13 protein-coding genes and 1 tRNA gene are annotated in these 19863 nt (G+C 72.4%); 8 read left to right on the top strand and 6 right to left on the bottom strand.

Annotated elements, in window-relative coordinates:
- Nucleotides 1-62 precede the first annotated feature (62 nt).
- Nucleotides 63-1448, top strand: coding sequence for a cation:dicarboxylate symporter family transporter (locus FHS38_RS08310; protein ID WP_184732424.1), 1386 nt, complete (start codon nucleotides 63-65; stop codon nucleotides 1446-1448).
- 59 nt (nucleotides 1449-1507) lie between these two features.
- Here the strand turns inward: FHS38_RS08310 and FHS38_RS08305 are convergent, their stop codons facing one another.
- Nucleotides 1508-2176 carry a TetR/AcrR family transcriptional regulator gene (locus tag FHS38_RS08305; RefSeq protein ID WP_184732422.1) on the bottom strand — a complete coding sequence of 223 codons (669 nt, stop codon included), beginning with the start codon at nucleotides 2174-2176 and terminating at the stop codon, nucleotides 1508-1510.
- 160 nt (nucleotides 2177-2336) lie between these two features.
- Between FHS38_RS08305 and FHS38_RS08300 the strand changes: the two genes are divergently transcribed.
- From FHS38_RS08300 to FHS38_RS08275, 6 genes are all read left to right on the top strand, one after another.
- Nucleotides 2337-4016 (top strand): MFS transporter, encoded by a 1680-nt coding sequence (locus tag FHS38_RS08300; protein WP_184732420.1) that lies wholly within the window; start codon nucleotides 2337-2339, stop codon nucleotides 4014-4016.
- 135 nt (nucleotides 4017-4151) lie between these two features.
- The gene (locus tag FHS38_RS08295) at nucleotides 4152-4910 is read left to right on the top strand and encodes an SDR family NAD(P)-dependent oxidoreductase (RefSeq protein ID WP_184732418.1); all 759 of its coding nucleotides are present in this window, start codon (nucleotides 4152-4154) and stop codon (nucleotides 4908-4910) included.
- 26 nt (nucleotides 4911-4936) lie between these two features.
- Nucleotides 4937-5314, top strand: a complete 378-nt coding sequence (locus tag FHS38_RS08290; protein WP_195826257.1) for a MerR family transcriptional regulator — start codon at nucleotides 4937-4939, stop codon at nucleotides 5312-5314.
- 54 nt (nucleotides 5315-5368) lie between these two features.
- Nucleotides 5369-5442: transfer RNA gene (locus FHS38_RS08285), tRNA-Met, on the top strand.
- 293 nt (nucleotides 5443-5735) lie between these two features.
- Nucleotides 5736-6296, top strand: coding sequence for an RNA polymerase sigma factor (locus FHS38_RS08280; RefSeq protein ID WP_184732414.1), 561 nt, complete (start codon nucleotides 5736-5738; stop codon nucleotides 6294-6296).
- Nucleotides 6293-7276, top strand: a complete 984-nt coding sequence (locus FHS38_RS08275) for a hypothetical protein (protein WP_184732412.1) — start codon at nucleotides 6293-6295, stop codon at nucleotides 7274-7276. Before FHS38_RS08280 ends, FHS38_RS08275 begins: the two co-directional genes overlap by 4 nt.
- Nucleotides 7277-7421: 145 nt before the next feature.
- On the opposite strand, the gene glgB is transcribed toward FHS38_RS08275, so the two are convergent.
- The 5 genes from glgB to FHS38_RS08250 form a co-directional block, all read right to left on the bottom strand.
- Complete coding sequence (glgB, locus tag FHS38_RS08270; RefSeq protein ID WP_229822744.1) at nucleotides 7422-9629, bottom strand: 1,4-alpha-glucan branching enzyme; 2208 nt, start codon at nucleotides 9627-9629, stop codon at nucleotides 7422-7424.
- Between the two features lie 430 nt (nucleotides 9630-10059).
- Entirely contained in the window at nucleotides 10060-11634 is a 1575-nt protein-coding gene (locus FHS38_RS08265) for a maltokinase N-terminal cap-like domain-containing protein (RefSeq protein WP_184732410.1), read from the bottom strand.
- Between the two features lie 317 nt (nucleotides 11635-11951).
- Nucleotides 11952-13682, bottom strand: a complete 1731-nt coding sequence (treS, locus tag FHS38_RS08260) for a maltose alpha-D-glucosyltransferase (RefSeq protein ID WP_184732408.1) — start codon at nucleotides 13680-13682, stop codon at nucleotides 11952-11954.
- Entirely contained in the window at nucleotides 13679-15670 is a 1992-nt protein-coding gene (locus tag FHS38_RS08255; RefSeq protein WP_184732406.1) for an alpha-1,4-glucan--maltose-1-phosphate maltosyltransferase, read from the bottom strand. Before FHS38_RS08255 ends, treS begins: the two co-directional genes overlap by 4 nt.
- Nucleotides 15671-16140: 470 nt before the next feature.
- Nucleotides 16141-17112, bottom strand: a complete 972-nt coding sequence (locus FHS38_RS08250) for a helix-turn-helix domain-containing protein (protein ID WP_184732404.1) — start codon at nucleotides 17110-17112, stop codon at nucleotides 16141-16143.
- Nucleotides 17113-17220: 108 nt separating this feature from the next.
- Between FHS38_RS08250 and glgP the strand changes: the two genes are divergently transcribed.
- The gene (glgP, locus tag FHS38_RS08245) at nucleotides 17221-19848 is read left to right on the top strand and encodes an alpha-glucan family phosphorylase (RefSeq protein WP_184732402.1); all 2628 of its coding nucleotides are present in this window, start codon (nucleotides 17221-17223) and stop codon (nucleotides 19846-19848) included.
- The last annotated feature ends 15 nt before the right edge of the window (nucleotides 19849-19863 follow it).

The following is a 19863-nucleotide window of genomic DNA, read 5'->3' as shown; positions in this document are numbered from 1 at the left end:
CGGGACCCCACTCGTCGGGAGGAAGGGGTCACCCACGAGCCGCGACGACGAGGAGTCCCCCCATGACAGGCGCAGCGGCGCAGTCGCCACCACCGGGTCAGGCACGCAGAAGACCGGACCGGACGCACTATCTCTACCTCGCGGTGATCGCGGCGGTGCTGGTCGGCATCGCGGTCGGCTTCGCGGCTCCGGGGGTGGCCGTCGAGCTGAAGCCGCTCGGCACCGGCTTCGTGAACCTGATCAAGATGATGATCTCGCCGATCATCTTCTGCACGATCGTGCTCGGCGTCGGCTCGGTACGGAAGGCGGCGAAGGTCGGCGCGGTCGGGGGGCTCGCGCTCGGTTACTTCCTGCTGATGTCCACCGTCGCGCTCGCCATCGGCCTGGTCGTCGGCAATCTCCTGGAGCCCGGCAGCGGGCTGCACCTGACCGAGTCCCTGCGGCACGCGGGCGAGGCCCAGGCCAAGGGCGCGCACGAGTCGACGGCCGACTTCCTGCTCGGGATCATCCCGACCACCATGGTGTCCGCCTTCACCGGCGGCGAGGTGCTCCAGACCCTGCTGGTGGCACTGCTGGCGGGCTTCGCGCTGCAGGCCATGGGCCCGGCGGGCGAGCCGGTGCTGCGCGGCATCGGGCACATCCAGCGGCTGGTCTTCCGGATCCTGGCGATGGTCATGTGGGCGGCGCCGGTGGGCGCCTTCGGCGCGATCGCGGCCGTGGTCGGCGCGACCGGCGTGGACGCGCTCAAGTCCCTCGCCGTCATCATGATCGGCTTCTACGTCACCTGCGCGCTCTTCGTCTTCCTGGTGCTCGGCGCGATCCTGCGGCTGGTGGCGGGGGTGAACATCTTCGCGCTGTTGAAGTACCTCGGCCGGGAGTTCCTGCTGATCCTGTCCACGTCCTCCTCCGAGTCGGCGCTGCCGCGCCTGATCGCGAAGATGGAGCACCTGGGCGTGAGCAAGCCGGTCGTCGGCATCACCGTGCCGACCGGTTACTCCTTCAACCTCGACGGCACGGCCATCTATCTGACGATGTCCTCGCTGTTCGTGGCCGAGGCGATGGGACAGCCGCTCTCGGTCGGGCAGCAGATCTCGCTGCTGGTCTTCATGATCATCGCATCCAAGGGCGCGGCGGGCGTGACGGGTGCCGGACTCGCGACGCTCGCGGGCGGTCTCCAGTCGCACCGCCCGGAGCTGGTGGACGGCGTCGGCCTCATCGTCGGCATCGACCGTTTCATGAGCGAGGCGCGCGCCCTGACGAACTTCGCGGGCAACGCGGTCGCGACGGTCCTGGTCGGCACCTGGACCAAGGAGATCGACAAGGAGCGGGTCGGGGAAGTCCTCGCCGGGCGGCTGCCGTTCGACGAGACGACGCTGATCGGCGACGGGCACGGTGGCCCGGAGCTGCCCGAGCAGCGCGGCGATGCGAAGGAGGCCGCCGGGGTCTGAGGCCGATGTGAGCGCGAGCGCTCACCCCAAGCCGCCGGAGGGCGGGGTGGACCGGAGTCCTACACCCCAATGTCCCCGCTTCCCGGCACCGCAGCGTCCGACGCCCTCGCGTCGGGCGCTGCGGCGTTCCCGGTCGCCAGGATGCGCGCCACCAGCTCGGTGGCCGCGGCGACGGGGACGCCCAGCGTGGCCAGGGCGGTGATCGCGGCGGAGCGGCCCGCCTCCTCCGGGGCCAGGAGCCCCTCGTTGACGGCCTGCATGAGGCCGAGGATCACCTGCTCGCGTACGTACGCGAGGGCCGTGACGGGCAGCGGCGAGGTGAACTGCCCCGCGTCCAGGCCGCGCTGGAGCACCGTCGCGGTCTCGAGGCGCACCGGCTCCAGGCGCCGGTGGATGCCCTCCACGGTGACGCTGCGCTGGGCCAGCGAGATCAGCAGGCGGTAGCCGTCGGCGATCTCCCAGACGGCGAGCACCGACCGGGCCAGCGCCTCGGCCGGGTCGTCCACCCCGTGCAGCGCCGCCGCGTGGACCGTGCCGACGGTTTCGGCCACGTCGTCGACGAGCGCGACGATCAGCGCGTCGCGGCTGGGGAAGTGCCCGTAGACCGTGCGGCGGACGACGCCCGCCGCACGCGCGATCTGATCCATGCTCGCGTCCGCGTCGCGCAGCAGCTCGGCGAGCGCGATGTCCATGATGCGGCGGCGATTGGCGTCCGCTCTGCCGGCCATTGGGTCTCTTCTCGCTCGGGCGGACCGTATGAACTGTCCGGATTCCGCCCCTGGATGGAGCTGGGCGCTGCCCTCATTTTGCACACCGCGGAATCGGGCCGTAAATTGCACACCAGTGTGTAATTGCACAACCCTGTGCAAGTTCTGGAAAGGGGGGCCGATGGGCCTCGCGATGTCGACTCCGGTCGACGAGATGGATGGTCCGTACAAGCGACGCTGGGCGGCCCTGGTGGTCCTGTGCCTCAGTCTGCTGATCATCGTCATGGCGAACACGTCCCTGACGGTCGCCGCTCCGGACATGGTCCAGGACCTCGGCCTCGGCAGCTCGGACCTCCAATGGGTCATCGACGGCTACACCGTCCCGTACGCCGCGCTGATGCTGATCCTCGGTGCGATCGGTGACAAGTACAGCCGTCGTGGCGCGCTCGTCCTCGGCCTCTTCGTCTTCGGCGCCGCCTCCGTCGCGGGCTCGCTGGTCGACAGCTCGGGCGGCGTCATCGCCGCCCGCGCCGTGATGGGCGTCGGCGCGGCCATGATCATGCCCGCCACGCTGTCGCTGCTCGCCGCCACGTTCCCGCGCGCGGAGCGGGCCAAGGCGATCACCATCTGGACCGCCACCGCCGGTCTCGCCATCGCCGTCGGCCCGCTGGTCGCCGGTGCGCTGCTGGAGGACCACGGCTGGGCCTCGACGTTCCTGATCAACGTGCCGATCGCGGCCCTCGGCATCGTCGGCGCGCTGCTGCTGGTGCCGCCGTCCAAGGCTGCCGACGTCGACAGGATCGACTACATCGGCGGTCTGCTGTCCGTCATCTGGGTCGGCTCGCTGATCTACATGATCATCGAGGGTCCGCACTTCGGCTGGGGCGCCAAGGCCGTCACCGCCGCAGTGCTCGCCGGCGTCGGCCTGGTCTGCTTCGTCTTCTGGGAGCTGCGCCACCCGCGCCCGGTCCTGGACGTCCGCCGCTTCGGCCGGCGCGCCTTCGCCGGCTCGACCCTGGCCGTCGCGCTGTTCTTCCTCGCCGTCTTCGGTGCCTTCTACTACCTCACCCAGCACCTCCAGTTCGTCCTCGGCTACTCGCCGCTGGACACCGGTGTGCGCATGCTGCCGCTGGCCGGCGCGGTGTTCGTGGGCGGCGTGCTGACCGCCCTGCTCACGCCGAAGTTCGGCATGAAGATCACGGTCGCGCTGGGCATGACCGTCGGCACGGTCGCGATCGCGCTGCTCACCCGCGTCGACGAGGGCTCCACGTACGGCGACTTCCTCGTGCCGCTGATGATCCTGGGCCTGGCCATCGGCCTGTCCCTGTCGCCCTGCACCAACGCCATCATGGGCTCCTTCCCCGAGAACCAGCTCGGCGTCGGCGGCGCGGTCAACAGCACCTCCATCGAGATGGGCGGCTCCCTCGGCATCGCCGTCCTCGGCACGGTGCTGGCCAAGACCTACTCCTCCAACCTCGCCGACGCCGCCGCGAAGGTGGCGGCCGGCGGCGGTCCGAAGCTCCCGGGGAAGGCGCTGACCGCCGCGCAGGACTCGGTCGGCGCGGGCCTGTACGTCGCCAAGGAGGTCGGCAAGCAGGTCACGGCCGGCGCCACGCCCAAGATGGGCGCCGAGAAGGCGGCCGCGTACGGTGCGCAGCAGGCGCAGTCCGTCGTGGAAGCCGTGCACAAGGCGTTCGCGGACTCCGTCGCCCACACCAGCCTGATCGGCGCGATCGTCCTCGGCGTCGGCACGGCCGTCGTCGTCACCCTGCTGCCGCGCGACGCGGGCAAGTCGACGACGGCCGCTCCGACCGAGGCCCCGGCCGCGAAGAACGACGAGCGCGCGGACGAGCGCGTCTGACCCTGTGGCAAGGCCGTTGTGCCCCGTGCCCCGGTGGGGGTGCGGGGCACTGCGCGTCCATGGCCGAGGTCAGGCGATGACCCCGCTGCTTGACCTTGACCTTGCCGTTGGCGGCAGGGTTGCACGATCGGCGGCATGAACAGCACCGCATCGCAGAACAGCAGGGTCGTCGCCGTCACCGGAGCCGGGACCGGGATCGGCCGGGCCACCGCCCGCGCCTTCGCCGCCGAGGGCGCCCGCGTGGTCGCGATCGGTCGGCGGGCCGAACCGCTGCGGGAGACCGCTGCCGGGGACGACCGGATCACGCCGCTGGTCGCCGACATCACCGCCGAGGACGGGCCCGAGCGAATCGTCGAGACCGTGCTGGAGACCCACGGCCGGCTGGACGTCCTCGTCAACAACGCGGGCATCGCGCGCGGCGGCGCCCTCGGCACGCTGACCCCGGAGACGATCACGGCTCAGCTCGCCACCAACCTGATCGCCCCCGTCCTGCTGACCCAGGCAGCGCTCCCGCTCCTGGAGGCGGCCGGCGGCGTGGTCGTCAACGTGAGCACGTCGGTGGGGCAGCGGGCCTGGCCCGGCAGTTCGCTCTACGCCGCGACCAAGACCGCGCTGGAGCTGCTGACCCGCAGCTGGGCGGTCGAGCTGGCACCCCGCGGCATCCGCGTGGCCGCGGTCGCCCCCGGAGCGATCGACACCCCGATCGGCGAACACCAGGGCCTGACGCCGGAGGCGATGGCCGCCGTGCGGGAATGGCAGCTGGCCCACACCCCGCTCGGCCGGATCGGCCGGCCCGAGGAGGTGGCCTGGGCCATCACCCAGCTCGCCTCGCCGGCCGCGTCGTTCGTCACCGGGGTCGTCCTCCCGGTCGACGGTGGGGCGGTCGTGGCGTGATAGGAGTGGCCCGTGAGGTGGAACGAGTGAGGATCGGCGAACTGGCCAAGGCGACCGGGACGACGGCCCGCGCGCTGCGGCACTACGAACAGGCCGGGCTGATCTCCTCCGAGAGGGCCGCCAACGACTACCGCGTCTACGACGAACGGGCAGTCGTCCGGGTCCGCAACATCCGCTACCTGCTGGCCGTCGGACTCACCCTCGACGACGTGCGGGTCTTCCTGCCCTGCCTGGACGGCGACGTGGCTGCCGCCCCGCCGTCGGACAAGGGCCTGCGCGTCGCGTCGGAACGGCTGGCGGTCCTCAACGAACGGATCGCCGCCCGGACCGAGGCCCGCGACCGGCTGGAAGCAGCCCTCCGGGACACCACCGGCCGCCTCTCCCGTGCGGCAACGGTGTCGTGAGACCGGTACCGATCGGGCCGATCCGGTGTCGTGCCGTACGGTTCAACCTACCGACGCGGGGTGGAGCAGCTCGGTAGCTCGCTGGGCTCATAACCCAGAGGTCGCAGGTTCAAATCCTGTCCCCGCTACACATGGTGAAGGCCCGGCAGCCAAGCTGCCGGGCCTTCACCGCGTTCGGGCCCGTTCCGGCCCGGCGATTCCCCGCCGATGCCGATGGCCAAGGGGAGTCCCCCTCCGGCCGGCGCCCAGGTCCTGGCGCGGAGGCGTGGGGCGGCGAGGGTGACGCGACCGGCTGCCCCGACGGGCCGTCGCACCGTACACGGCCGCCCGTGCCCGGCTCCCGGGGCGCGAACGCTTTCGCGGGGCGGACACAAGAAGGGGGAGGGGCCGCGGACGGCGTGGCCCGTGGAAGGGGAGGTCCGTGGCGACGGACGAGGAAGTGCTGGCGCGCTCGGGAACCGACGCGTCGGCCTTTGAACCGCTCGTGGAGCGCCATTCGAGGGCGCTCCACGGCTACTTCGCGCGCCGGGCGCCCGGCGCGGCGGACGATCTGCTGGCCGAGGCGTGGCTGCGGGCCTACGCGGGGCGCGGCACCTACGACCCGGCCCGCGGGCCGGTCCGGGCGTGGCTCTTCGGCGTGGCCCGCAACGTGCTGGCCGCGCACTGGCGCGGGCAGGAACGGCCCGCGGCCGCCGCCGCGCTCGCCGGTGAGGCGAGCAGCGACCCGTGGCACGCCGTCGACCGGAGGCTGGACGCGGCGGCGGTCGCGCCACTGATGCGCCGGACCCTGGCCGAGCTGCCGGCCGTGGAGCGGGAGCTGCTGCTCCTGATCGCGTGGGAGCAGCTCAGCCCCACCGAGGCCGCGGCCGTCGTCGGCGTCCCCGCGGGCACGGCCAGGTCCCGGCTGCACCGGGCGCGCACCCGGCTGCGCGCGGCGCTCGGCCCCTCCGCCCCGCTTTCCCTGACAGGAGACCTCGTATGACCGGGCAGGACAGGAACACGGACGGCACGGACTTCCTCGAATTCCCCGGTGCCGGGCGGTTGAGGGCCGCGGGCAAGGTCGCGCCGCCCTCGGCGGACGCCGTCGCCGCGGCGCTGGCCGCGGTGCGGTCGGCGGCCGGCCGGGCGGAGGGGGACGGGCCGGCCATCGAGCTCGAATGGGAGCCGGTGGCCGCGGTCGTCCCGGTGCGGACGTGGCGGCGGCGCCTTCCCGTGCTGGTCTCGGCGGCGGCGGTCGTGGCGATCGCGCTGGGTGTCGCGTTCCAGCCCGGGTCGGGCTCCGGGGACGCGCAGGGCTCCCCGGCGGCGGAGCGGACGGCGGAGCGGACGGGGACGGCACCGTACTGGAAGGTACGGATCCACCAGTGGAACCGGACCAGCGCCCAGCGGCCGGACGACTCGTACGAGACCGTCTGGCTGAGCCGGAGCGACACACGCGGGCAGTTCGGTGACGGTCCGGTCCGGGAGTACACGCCAGTGGAGATGGCGGGGACGGCCTACGTGGTCGGCCGCAATCCGATCATGTGGCGCGAGCTCACGACGCTGCCCACCGACCCGGCGGCGCTGCGGGCCCGGCTCGTCGGGAAGGCCACCGGGGAGGGGGTCGAGGAGGGGCTCTTCGACGGCGTCGAAGAGTTGCTCGCCCGGTCACCCGCCGAACCGGAGCTGCGGGCCGCGTTGTTCAAGGTCCTCACCGGGATTCCCGGGGTGCGGGTGACGGAGCGGGTCAAGGACAGCACCGGGCGCGTCGGCACGGCCGTCGACCTGGACGCCGACACCTGGCGCCGGCGGCTGATCATCGACACCGAGGCGTTCCACACGCTGGAGGCCGTGGACACGGCGCGGGACGACGGCCTGAAGTGGGGGACGCAGAAGCTCCGGGCCGGGGACCTCCTCCACCGCACCACTTACCTCTCCGTCGGGCCCGTCTGGGAGGCGCCGAAGCCGTCCCCGCGGACGTAGCGGCCCACCTTCGGCATCAGGCAGCAGATTCACCCGCACGGCCTTCGTCCTGGTCGGTGCACCTTGGCCGGAGCACATGATCAGGCGAAGGCCGCCTCGACCTCCGTCTGCGCCGTACGACACAGACGGAGGTCAAAAGTCGAGCTCAGGCCGGCCGCAGCCAGACCGTCGCCAGCGGGGGCAGGGTCACCACGATGCTCGACGGGCGGCCGTGCCGCCGGGTCGGCTCGGACTTGATCGGCTCCGTGTCCGTGACACCGCTGCCGCCGTAACGCCCGTCGTCGGTGTTGAGGACCTCCTGCCACAGGGCGTGCCGGGCCGGGACGCCGAGGCGGTAGGCGTGCCGGACGACGGGGGAGAAGTTGCTGACGGCCAGCAGTGGCGAGCCGTCCGCGTCGAAGCGCAGGAACGCGAAGACGTTGTCCTCGCTCGCGTCGCTCTCGACCCACTCGAATCCGCCCGGGTCGGTGTCGCGCTGCCACAGCGCGGGCGTCGCGGCGTAGACCGAGTTCAGATCGCGCACCAGATCCCGCACGCCCCGGTGGTCGGCCTCCGCCGAGTACGAGGGGTCGAGCAGCCACCAGTCCGGGCCGTGCCCCTCGGACCACTCCGCACCCTGGGCGAACTCCTGCCCCATGAAGAGCAACTGCTTGCCCGGGTGGGCCCACATGAACCCCAGATAGGCACGGTGGTTGGCGCGCTGCTGCCACCAGTCGCCCGGCATCTTGGACACCAGCGACCGCTTGCCGTGCACGACCTCGTCGTGGGAGATGGGCAGGACGTAGTTCTCGCTGTAGGCGTAGACCATGGAGAAGGTCATCTCGCCGTGGTGGTACTTGCGGTGGACCGGCTCCTTGACCACGTACTCCAGCGAGTCGTGCATCCAGCCCATGTTCCACTTCAGACCGAAGCCGAGACCGCCGAAGCCGCTCACGCCCACGTGGTGGGTGGCCCGGGTGACCCCGTCCCACGCCGTGGACTCCTCGGCGACGGTGATGACACCGGGGCAGCGGCGGTAGACCGTCGCGTTCATCTCCTGCAGGAACGCCACCGCGTCGAGGTTCTCCCGCCCGCCGTGCTCATTGGGCGTCCACTGGCCGTCCTCGCGGGAGTAGTCGAGGTAGAGCATCGAGGCGACCGCGTCCACCCGCAGCCCGTCGATGTGGAACTCCTCGCACCAGTAGACGGCGTTGGCCACCAGGAAGTTGCGGACCTCCGTACGGCCGTAGTCGAACTCCAGCGTCCCCCAGTCCGGGTGGACCGCCCGCGCCGGGTCCGCGTGCTCGTACAGCGGCCGGCCGTCGAACTCGGCCAGCGCCCAGTCGTCCTTGGGGAAATGCGCCGGCACCCAGTCCACGAGCACCCCGATGCCCGCCCGGTGCAACGCGTCGACCAGGTACTTGAAGTCGTCGGGGGTGCCCAGCCGTGCGGTCGGGGCGTAGAAGCCGGTGACCTGGTAGCCCCACGAGCCGCCGAAGGGGTGCTCGGCGACCGGCATCAGCTCGACGTGCGTGAAGCCCAGGTCCTTCACGTACGCGGGGAGCTGCTCGGCCAGCTGCCGATAGGTCAGCCCCGGGCGCCAGGACGCCAGGTGCACCTCGTAGACGGAGAAGGGCGACTCGTGCACATGCCGCTCCGCGCGGCGGGCCAGCCACTCCTCGTCTCGCCACCGGTGGTGCGAGGCGTGCACGATCGAGGCGTTGGCCGGGGGGACCTCCGTGCGCCGCGCCATCGGGTCGGCGCGCAGCGTGTGCGAACCGTCGGGGCGGGTGATCTGGAACTTGTACAGGGTGCCCTCGCCGATACCGGGCAGGAACAGCTCCCACACCCCGGAAGAGCCCAGCGAGCGCATCGGGGACCCGGTGGCGTCCCAGTAGTTGAAGTCCCCCGCGACCCGTACGCCCTGCGCGTTCGGCGCCCACACGGTGAAGCGGGTGCCGATCACGCCCTCGTGCGTCATCGGCTGCGCGCCGAGCGCCCGCCACAGCTCCTCGTGCCGGCCCTCGCGGATGAGGTGCATGTCCAGCTCCCCGATGGCGGGCAGGAAGCGGAACGGGTCGTGCACCTCCAGCTCGGTGTCGTCGTACGTCACCACCAGGCGGTAGTCGGGGATCTCCTTCAGCGGGAGCACGCCCCCGAACAGCCCGTCCCCCTCGTCGTACAGCTCCGCCCGCAGCCCCTTCGCGGTGACCGAGACCGCCCGGGCGAAGGGGCGCAGGGCCCGGAACGCCACACCGCCGGGTACGGGGTGCGCCCCGAGCAGGGCGTGCGGATCGTGGTGCGCGCCGTGCAGCAGGCGCTCGCGCTCCCCGGCGTCCAGCGGTTCGGCCGGGCGTACGCCCCGGCGGGTCACGGTCTGTGTCGCGGGTGCGGCCGGCGTGTTCGGCGTGGCCGGTGAGGTCTCCGCCGCCGGGGCGCCGTCCGGCGCCGCCACGGGGTCCGCCACCGGGTCGGGCGCCTGGTCGGACACGGGGTCCGGTGACCGGTCCGACGCCGGGTCCGGATCCCACGCGCCATCGGACTCCGGGTCGTCCGTCGAGTCCCACACCGACCACCGGTACACCGGCACCGGCGCGTCCGTCTCCTCCCCGGCCCTCGGCGGACGCCCGCGCGGTGGGGACGCGGGCAGGAACGTGGCCGGAACCGGGGCAGGACCGCCGGGGCGGTCGGCCCCGGGCTCGCGGGACGGTCGGCTGGACGGCGGACGAGCGGTCACGGGGCGGTCCTCCTCGGTGTCCCCCGGACGGTCGGCCGGGGGCGGATCTGGCTTGCGGGTCGGTGGGTCATACGGGATTCCTCGGGCCGGGCCGCAGGTCGCCGCCGCCCGAGGACGGGTCGGTGGGCGCGCCGCCCTCCGCCGGTACCTCCGCGAGCCGCCGGATCGCGGCCATCGGGACCGGGAGCCAGTCGGGGCGGTGCCGGGCCTCGTAGAGGACTTCGTAGACGGCCTTGTCCGTCTCGTGGGCGCGCAGCAGCCGCGGCTCCTCGCGGGGGTCGCCGTGGACCGTGGCGTAGCCCTCGCAGAACGCGGCCCGGGCCCGGTCCGACCAGGCGGTGCCGGCCGCCCGGCCCACCGCCGCCGCGTAGTCGAAGGAGCGCAGCATGCCCGCGATGTCCCGGGCGACGGGCTGCGGCCTGCGGCGCTCGGCCAGCGGACGCGCGGGCTCACCCTCGAAGTCGATGAGGGACCAGCGGCCGTCCGAGGCCGTCCGCAGCGTCTGCCCCAGGTGCAGATCACCGTGGATGCGCTGCGCGGACCAGGTGCGCCCGGCCCGGCCGAGCGCCGCGAGCTCCTCGTACGCCCCGCGCAGCGCGGCCCGGTAGGGGCGCAGGGCGGGGACCGCGTCGGCGGCGGCGTCCAGGCGCTGGGTCATGGCGCCGGCGAGCCGCTCCAGCTGGGGGCGGCGCAGGACGACGGTGGGCAGCGCCTCCGCGAGCGCGCCGTGCACCTCGGCCGTGGCGTGCCCGAGGGCCCGGGCGGAGGCGGTGAAGTCGGCCCGTACGGCCAGGGCGCCCAGGGCCAGTTGCCAGCCGTCGGCCGAACCGGGCAGGAAGGGCTGGAGCACACCGAGCGTCATCGGCTCGCCGCCGGTGCCGGGCAGCCCGGCCGGCCCGGTCAGCCTGGTCAAGTCCGCCTCGAACCAGGCGGCGGGCGTCGGCACCCGCCGGCAGCCCGCGCCGGCGAGCGCGCGCGGCAGTTCGAGATCGGGATTGGTGCCGGGGCAGACGCGGCGGAAGAGCTTGAGGATATACGTTTCGCCGTAAACGACCGAGGAGTTGGACTGCTCCGAGCCGAGCAGCCGGGGCGCGAGGCCCGCGGCGATGACGGTCCCCTCCTCCCGGGCGAAGCGCAGCGGCCCCAGGCGTCCCGGCAGCCGCAGCCGCTCCAGGACCACGGCCGCGAGACGGGGGTCGGCGAGGCCCTCGTAGACGACGCGGCCGTGCAGCGGTCCGCCCGCGGGGCGGCCGATCAGGGCGGGCGCGAGCTGTGGGGGCAGGACGTCCTGGACACCGAGGAGCAGCTGATAGCAGTCGTCGGTGCCGCGCGCCGGGGCGCCGCCGGGGCCCGTGGACCCCAGCTGCTGCGCGCGGACGAGCAGATGGACCAGGCCGGGGGCGGTGCCGCCGGCCGGGGCCGGCAGCAGTTCGGTGGCCGCGACGAGCGTGAAGCCGGTGATCGGGCGGCCCTTGCCCGCGAACCAGCGCTGCCGGGGCAGCCATTCCGAGAGCAGCGGGGCCAGCGAGCCGAGCAGCCCCCCGTCGGCGGGGGGCGCCGCAGGCCGCGCGGCGGTGGCCCGGGCCGCGGACGGCAGAGGACCGGGAGGCGCCCCCCGGCGGGACGGTGCAGCGTCCGACATGGCGTCGCGTCCTTTCCCCGGGCACACGACAGGTAGGGCAAAGTGTCCCGGATTGCGGCTTTGACCGTGCGCGGTGCGGGACGTGTCGGGCGAGGATCGTCCGTACGGTCAGCGCCTGAGGCCCCTGTGTGCGGTGTCGCTGGCTTCTGCGGACTGTGCGGCCACGTGTGGCGGAGTCTGCGTGTGTCGAACGGTGTCGAGCGGTGTCGACGCGGTCGACCCGGGTCCGTGCGTAGTAGTGAGGGTGCCCAGGGCCCGGAAGGGAAAACCGTCCGTGCGCGGTCGGACGACCGTGACCGCCGCGCACGGGGGCGGGTTCAGTGCCCGGCGGGTGGCGCGCCGCGCCGCAGCCGGAACCAGTAGAAGCCGTGACCGGCCAGGGTGAGCAGATAGGGCAGTTCACCGATGGCCGGGAAGCGCACCCCACCGATCAGCTCGACGGGATGCAGCCCGTTGAACGTCTGGAGGTCGAGTTCGGTCGGCTGTGCGAAGCGCGAGAAATTGTTCACGCACAGGACGAGGTCGTCCTCCCGCTGCCCGGGCAGCCGCATCTCGCGCAGGAACGCGAGCACGGCCGGATTGCTCGACGGCAGCTCGGTGTACGAACCGAGACCGAAGGCCGGGTTCTGCTTACGGATCTCGATCATCCGGCGGGTCCAGTGCAGCAGCGAGGAGGGGCTGCTCATGGCCGCCTCGACGTTGGTGACCTGGTAGCCGTAGACCGGGTCCATGATGGTCGGCAGATACAGCCGCCCCGGGTCGCAGGAGGAGAAGCCCGCGTTCCGGTCGGGTGTCCACTGCATCGGGGTGCGCACCCCGTCGCGGTCGCCGAGCCAGATGTTGTCGCCCATGCCGATCTCGTCGCCGTAGTAGAGGATCGGCGAGCCCGGCAGGGACAGCAGCAGGGCGGTGAACAGCTCGATCTGATTGCGGTCGTTGTCGAGCAGCGGGGCGAGCCTGCGGCGGATGCCGATGTTGGCGCGCATCCGCGGGTCCTTGGCGTACTCCGCGTACATGTAGTCGCGCTCTTCGTCCGTCACCATCTCGAGCGTCAGCTCGTCGTGGTTGCGCAGGAAGATGCCCCACTGGCAGTGGGCGGGGATCGCCGGGGTCTTGGCGAGGATTTCCGAGACCGGATAGCGGGACTCCCGGCGGACGGCCATGAAGATGCGCGGCATGACCGGGAAGTGGAACGCCATATGGCATTCGTTGCCGCCGGCCGCGTAGTCGCCGAAGTAGTCGACGACGTCCTCGGGCCATTGGTTGGCCTCCGCCAGCAGCACCGTGTCCGGGTAGTGCTCGTCGATCTCGGCCCGCACCCGCTTCAGGAAGTCGTGGCTGCGCGGCAGGTTCTCGCAGTTGGTGCCCTCCTCGGCGAAGAGGTACGGCACCGCGTCGAGCCGGAAGCCGTCGATGCCGAGGTCCAGCCAGAACCGCAGCGCGGCCAGGATCTCCTCCTGTACCGCCGGGTTCTCGTAGTTGAGATCCGGCTGGTGGGAGAAGAAGCGGTGCCAGTAGTACTGCTGGCGCACCGGGTCGAAGGTCCAGTTGGACGACTCGGTGTCGACGAAGATGATCCGCGCGTCCTGGTACTGCTTGTCGTCGTCCGCCCAGACGTAGTAGTCGCCGTAGGGGCCGTCGGGGTCGGCGCGCGACTGCTGGAACCACTCGTGCTGATCGCTCGTATGGTTCATGACAAAGTCGATGATGACGCGCATGCCCCGCTGGTGCGCCGCGTCCACGAACTCCACGAAGTCGGCGAGATCGCCGAACTCGGGCAGCACCGCGGTGTAGTCGGAGACGTCGTAGCCCCCGTCGCGCAGCGGCGACTGGAAGAACGGCGGCAGCCACAGGCAGTCGACGCCCAGCCACTGCAGATAGTCCAGCTTGGCGGTCAGGCCCTTGAGGTCGCCGACGCCGTCGCCGTCGCTGTCCTGGAAGGAGCGTACGAGCACCTCGTAGAAGACGGCACGCTTGAACCAGTCGGGATCCAGGTCCTTCGCGGGTGTGTCCTCGAACGTGTCCTGTACGGGCTCATTGACGATCATGATGTGGGTGACCCTCCGATCGGTGAGGACGGTCGCAGCGAGAACACGTGCGCGGGCGCGATGGAACGGCCCGGCTCGAGGCGCACATAGTTGTCCCTGCCCCAGTGATAGGTCTCTCCGGTGAGCTCGTCGCGCACCGGGACGGACTCGTGCCATTCGAGGCCGAGTTCCGGCATGTCCAACGAGACCGTGGCCTCCTGGGTGTGGTGGGGGTCGAGGTTGACGACCGTGAGGACGCAGGAGCTTGCCGTGCGCTTCGAGTAGGCGATGACGGCGTCGTTGTCGGCGTCATGGAAGCGCAAGTTCCGCAGTTGGCGCAGGGCCGGCTGCCGCCGTCGCAGCCGGTTCAGCGCGGTGAGCAGCGGGGCCAGGGAGCGCCCCTCGTGCTCGGCGGCCTCCCAGTCGCGCGGCCGCAGCTGGTACTTCTCGGAGTCCAGGTACTCCTCGCTGCCCGCGCGCACCGGGGTGTTCTCGCACAGCTCGTAGCCCGCGTAGACACCCCAGCTGGGGGAGAGGGTCGCGGCGAGCACGGCTCGGATCTCGAAGGCCGCGCGGCCGCCGTCCTGGAGATAGGCGTGCAGGATGTCGGGCGTGTTCACGAAGAGGTTGGGCCGCATGACGGCCGCGGACTCGCCCGACAGCTCCCGCAGATAGTCGGTGAGTTCACGCTTGTCGTTGCGCCACGTGAAGTAGGTGTACGACTGCTGGAAGCCGATCGCGCCCAGGGTACGCATCATCGCGGGGCGGGTGAACGCCTCGGCGAGGAAGACGACATCGGGGTCGGTGCGCCCCACCTCGGCGATGACCTTCTCCCAGAAGACCACCGGCTTGGTGTGCGGATTGTCGACCCGGAAGATCCGGATGCCGCGGTCCATCCACACCCGCAGCACCCGCAGCGTCTCGGCGACGAGGCCGTCGAAGTCCTCGTCGAACGCGAGGGGGTAGATGTCCTGGTACTTCTTCGGCGGGTTCTCGGCGTGCGCGATCGAACCGTCCGCCCGGTGGTGGAACCACTCGGGGTGCTTCGCCACCCACGGATGGTCGGGGGAGCACTGCAGGGCGAAGTCGAGCGCGACCTCCATGCGCAGATCGCGGGCGCACGACACGAAGTGGTCGAAGTCCTCGAACGTGCCGAGGTCCGGGTGGATCGCGTCGTGCCCGCCCTCGGCCGAGCCGATCGCCCAGGGGCTGCCCACGTCGTGCGGGCCCGCGGACAGCGCGTTGTTGGGGCCCTTGCGGAAGGAGGTGCCGATGGGGTGGATCGGCGGCAGATACACCACGTCGAACCCCATCGCCGCCACCGCGGGCAACCGCCGGGCGGCCGTACGGAACGTACCCGACCGCGGCCTGCCGCCTGCCGACGTCGCGCCCTCCGAGCGCGGGAACAGCTCGTACCACGAGCCGAACAGCGCCCGCTCCCGCTCGACGAGCAGCGGCAGCGACCGCGAGCTGGTGACCAGTTCACGCAACGGATAGCAGGTCAGGGCCGCGGTCACGGCCGGGGTGAGGGCGGCCGCGAGCCGGTCGGCGACCTGCCGGTGCCGGTCGCGCAGCGCGTCGGCCGCGGCCAGCACCGTCTCCCGGCCGTCGCTCTTCGGCACCCCGGAGGCGGCCCGCTCGTAGAGCAGGGCGCCCTCCTCCAGGACCAGCTCGGTGTCGATCCCCGCCGGGATCTTGATCCGTGCCTGGTGCCGCCAGGTGGCCACCGGATCGCTCCACGCCTCGACCGCGTACGTCCAACGGCCCTCGGTGTCCGGGGTGACCTCCGCCCCCCAGCGGTCGGTGCCCGGCGCCAGCTCCCGCATCGGGGCCCAGGGGCCCGAGCGGCCGGCCGGGTCGCGCAGCACCACATTGGCACCCAACGCCTCGTGGCCCTCGCGGAACACGGTGGCCGTGACCTGGAAGGTCTCGCCCACCACCGCCTTGGCCGGTCTGCGACCGCAGTCGACGAGCGGCCCGAGGTCCAGGACGGGGATGCGACCGATCATGGGATCACCTGGAGGTTCGACGGAATCTGAGGGTGTGGCGGGTTCTGTACTTTCTATCTGCTCCGTCGGCAGTCGGCTGGCTGCGCGCATGACTGCTCCTGTCCGCGCTGGCCCGGGTTCACTCGGGTGGACGGAAGCGAGGGCGTGGAGAACGGAGCCGTGACCGAGCCGACGGACGCATGACGGGCTGCATACCGGTTGAGCTTTCCCACCAGCCCCGGCCGGGCATGCCCGGACCGTGCGAACTGCCGGTGCGTAGATCCCGTGGCACCAGCTGAGGAGGTCGGCCGGATCGCGTCACCCGTAGGGAGTCTCCTCCGTCGGCCGATCGTGTGCAACGTGACGAAACGGGGTAAGCGGCCGCCGATCGGGGGAACGGCGCCCCGGCCTCCTCACCGGCAGCCGTAGCGGGATTTCGCCGCCCGCACCCCTGCTGTACGCGCGGCGTAGTTCCGCCTCGTACCAGCGCATCAGCCGGTGATCGGCCGCCCCCGTTCGGCCGGCCGGTCCTGTCCACCATGCGGACCGGTGCCGGTTTCCGCGCTTGTTTCCGTGCCGGACCCGGCGCTCGCCCCGGTCGCCCTGGCCGGGCTCGGCCCGGTCGCCGACGCGAGCAGCCGCAGCGCCGCCTCCGACGCCGAACCCGGCTCGGCGCTGAACGCCACCACCCCCTGACCGCCCGAGTCCGGCAACCGCAGCATCTCGAACGACAGCGACATCCGTCCCACCAACGGGTGATGAAAGTCCTTCACCCCCGACGTGCACGCCCGTACCGGATGCCGGGCCCAGAGCGCCGCGAACTCCGGGCTCTTCATCGTCAGCTCCCCGATCAGCTCCGCCAGCCCACGGTCCTCCGGGTGCTCGCCCGCCGCCAGCCGCAGCGAGGACACCGCCCGCCGCGCCTCCGTGTCCCACTGCGGGTACAGCTCGCGCGCGTGCGGGTCCAGGAAGAACAACCGCTGCGTATTGGGCCGGTCGGCCGGGCGCGCCGGGGCGTCGGCGGCCAGATGCCCCGCCAGCAGCGCGTGCCCCAGGGCGTTCCAGCCCAGCACGTCGTAGCGGAGGTCGACGATGATCGCCGGCACCCCCTCCATGGCCGCGACCAGCTGCCGCACCCCCGGCCCGGCCGTCTCCACCCGGGGCGCCGGCCGCCGCCCGGCCCGCCCCGGCCGGGCCAGATTCCGCAGATGATCGTGCTCGTCGGGGGTCAGCCGCAGCGCCCGCGCGATCGCGTCCAGGACGCCGTCCGAGGCGTTGCCCGACTGGCCCTGCTCCAAACGGGTGTAATACGCGACGCTCACGCCCGCCAGCTGCGCCAGCTCCTCGCGCCGCAGCCCGGGCACGCGCCGGCGCGCCCCGTACGACACGAGACCGACGTCCTCCGGCTGCAACCGGGCACGGCGCGTACGGAGGAAGCTTCCCAACTCGCCAGGTGTGTTCATACGTTCCAGTCAACAACACGGCGCACGCCCGTTGCCTGCCCCTGTCAGGGGCAGGCAGTTGGCGTCACTGCCGGAAACCCGGGGGGCCGCGCCGCTACCGTCGTGGGGGTGAAGGCCATTCGTCGATTCAGTGTGCGCCCCGTCCTTCCGGAGTCCCTACGACCGCTCAGTGAGCTGGCGCGCAATCTGCGCTGGTCCTGGCACCCCGAGACCCGCGAGCTCTTCCAGTCCGTCGACCCCGAGGGCTGGCAGGCCGCAGGCGGGGACCCGCTGCGGCTGCTCGGCGCCGTGCCCGCCACCCGGCTGGCCGCCCTCGCCGACGACCGCCGCTTCCGGCGGCGGCTCGCCGCGGCCGCCGACGATCTGCACGACTATCTCACCGGTCGGCGCTGGTACCAGGAGCAACCGCCCGGGCTGCCCGAGGCGGTCGCCTACTTCTCGCCCGAGTTCGGCATCACCGCCGCCCTACCGCAGTACAGCGGCGGTCTCGGCATCCTCGCCGGCGACCATCTGAAGTCGGCCAGCGACCTCGGCGTCCCCCTCATCGGCGTCGGGCTGCTCTACCGCCACGGCTACTTCCGCCAGTCCCTCTCCCGCGAGGGCTGGCAGCAGGAGACCTACCCCCTCCTCGACCCCGACGAGCTGCCCCTGTCCATGCTCCGCGAGCCCGACGGAACCCCCAGCCGTGTCGCCCTCGCCCTCCCCGGCGGCCGCTCCCTGCGCGCGTACATCTGGCAGGCCCGGGTCGGCCGGGTGCCGCTGCTCCTCCTCGACTCCGACGTCGAGGAGAACGGACCGGGCGAGCGCGACGTCACCGACCGGCTCTACGGCGGCGGCAGCGAGCACCGGCTGCTCCAGGAGATGCTGCTGGGCATCGGCGGGGTCCGCGCCGTGCGGACGTACTGCCGGCTGACCGGCCACCCCGCCCCCGAGGTCTTCCACACCAACGAGGGACACGCCGGATTCCTCGGCCTGGAACGCATCCGCGAACTCGCCGAACAAGGCGCCGACTTCGACTCCGCACTGGAGAGCGTCCGGGCCGGAGCCGTCTTCACCACCCACACCCCCGTGCCCGCCGGCATCGACCGCTTCGACCGCGAGCTGGTCGCCCGCCACCTCGGCGACGGCGGGGAGCTGCCCGGCATCGACGTCGGCAAGATCCTCGAACTCGGTCTGGAGACCTACCCGGGCGGCGAGCCCAACCTCTTCAACATGGCGGTCATGGGCCTGCGCCTGGCCCAGCGCGCCAACGGCGTCTCCACCCTCCACGGCCAGGTCAGCCGGGAGATGTTCGCCGGGCTGTGGCCGGGCTTCGACGCCGAGGAGGTGCCGATCACCGCCATCACCAACGGCGTCCACGCCCCCACCTGGATCGCCCCCGAGGTCTTCCGGCTCGGCGCCCGCCAGATCGGCGCGAGCCGTGCCGAGGACGCCCTGACCGTCGGCGGAAAACAGCGCTGGGACACCGTCGCCGACATTCCCGACACCGACATCTGGGAGCTGCGCCGCACCCTGCGCGAACAGCTCGTCGAAGAGGTGCGGGAGCGGCTGCGCGCCTCCTGGCGGCAGCGCGGCGCCGGCACGGCCGAACTCGGCTGGATCGACGGAGTGCTCGACCCCGACGTCCTCACCATCGGCTTCGCCCGCCGCGTCCCGTCGTACAAGCGGCTGACCCTGATGCTCCGCGACCGCGAGCGGCTGACCCGGCTGCTCCTGCACCCCGAGCGGCCGATCCAGATCGTCGTCGCGGGCAAGGCCCACCCGGCCGACGACAGCGGCAAACGGCTCGTCCAGGAGCTCGTCCGCTTCACCGACGACCCGCGCGTGCGCCACCGCGTCGTCTTCCTCCCGGACTACGGCATGGCGATGGCCCAGAAGCTCTACCCCGGCTGTGACGTCTGGCTGAACAACCCGCTGCGCCCCCTGGAGGCGTGCGGCACCTCCGGCATGAAGGCCGCGCTCAACGGCTGTCTGAACCTCTCCGTCCTCGACGGCTGGTGGGACGAGTGGTACGAGCCGGACTTCGGCTGGGCGATCCCCACCGCCGACGGCACGGCCATGGACGAGAACCGCCGTGACGACGTGGAGGCCGCCGCCCTCTACCAGCTGCTGGAGGACCGGGTCGCGCCGCGCTTCTACGACCGGGGCGCGGGCGGGCTGCCCGGGCGCTGGATCGAGATGGTCCGCCGGACGCTGGGCACCCTCGGCCCCAAGGTGCTCGCGGGGCGCATGGTGCGTGAGTATGTCGAGCGGCTCTACGGGCCCGCCGCCGAGGCCCAGCGGGCCCTGTTCCCGGAGGCGGCGCGGGAGCTGGCCGACTGGAAGGCGCGGGTACGGGCCGCGTGGCCGGCGGTGGCCGTCGACCATGTGGAGACGGTGGCCGACAGCCCGCTGAACGGCACGGCGGAGCTGGGGTCCACGGTCTGTCTGCGGGTGAGCGTCACCCTCGGCGATCTGGATCCCTCGGACGTGGAGGTGCAGGCCGTCGCCGGCCGGGTCGACCCCGCCGACCGGCTCACCCGGACCGCCGCCGTCCCGCTCAAGCCCACGGGCGCCCCGGCGATGGACGGCCGCCGCCAGTACGAGGGATCACTGACCCTCGACAGCACGGGCCCCTTCGGTTACACCGTCCGGATCCTGCCCGCGCACCGGCTGCTGGCCAGCGGCGCCGAGCTGGGTCTGGTGGCGCTGCCGCCGGAGTCCTCCGGCGACAAGGCGGGCGTGTTGATGCGATGAACGCGAAGCGCCCGG

The organism is Streptomyces netropsis (assembly GCF_014203545.1).
GTDB lineage: Bacteria > Actinomycetota > Actinomycetes > Streptomycetales > Streptomycetaceae > Streptomyces > Streptomyces netropsis.
The sequence above is the reverse complement of the archived record's forward strand: the minus strand, read 5'-3'. Positions and strand labels throughout refer to the sequence as shown.

Coding starts and splice junctions, on each gene's coding strand:
- FHS38_RS08250 (WP_184732404.1), bottom strand. CDS start 17,112: ATGAACACACCTGGCGAGTTGGGAAGCTTCCTCCGTACGCGCCGTGCC.
- FHS38_RS08275 (WP_184732412.1), top strand. CDS start 6,293: ATGACCGGGCAGGACAGGAACACGGACGGCACGGACTTCCTCGAATTC.
- FHS38_RS08255 (WP_184732406.1), bottom strand. CDS start 15,670: ATGATCGGTCGCATCCCCGTCCTGGACCTCGGGCCGCTCGTCGACTGC.
- FHS38_RS08265 (WP_184732410.1), bottom strand. CDS start 11,634: ATGTCGGACGCTGCACCGTCCCGCCGGGGGGCGCCTCCCGGTCCTCTG.
- FHS38_RS08305 (WP_184732422.1), bottom strand. CDS start 2,176: ATGGCCGGCAGAGCGGACGCCAATCGCCGCCGCATCATGGACATCGCG.
- FHS38_RS08310 (WP_184732424.1), top strand. CDS start 63: ATGACAGGCGCAGCGGCGCAGTCGCCACCACCGGGTCAGGCACGCAGA.
- treS (WP_184732408.1), bottom strand. CDS start 13,682: ATGATCGTCAATGAGCCCGTACAGGACACGTTCGAGGACACACCCGCG.
- FHS38_RS08300 (WP_184732420.1), top strand. CDS start 2,337: ATGGGCCTCGCGATGTCGACTCCGGTCGACGAGATGGATGGTCCGTAC.
- FHS38_RS08295 (WP_184732418.1), top strand. CDS start 4,152: ATGAACAGCACCGCATCGCAGAACAGCAGGGTCGTCGCCGTCACCGGA.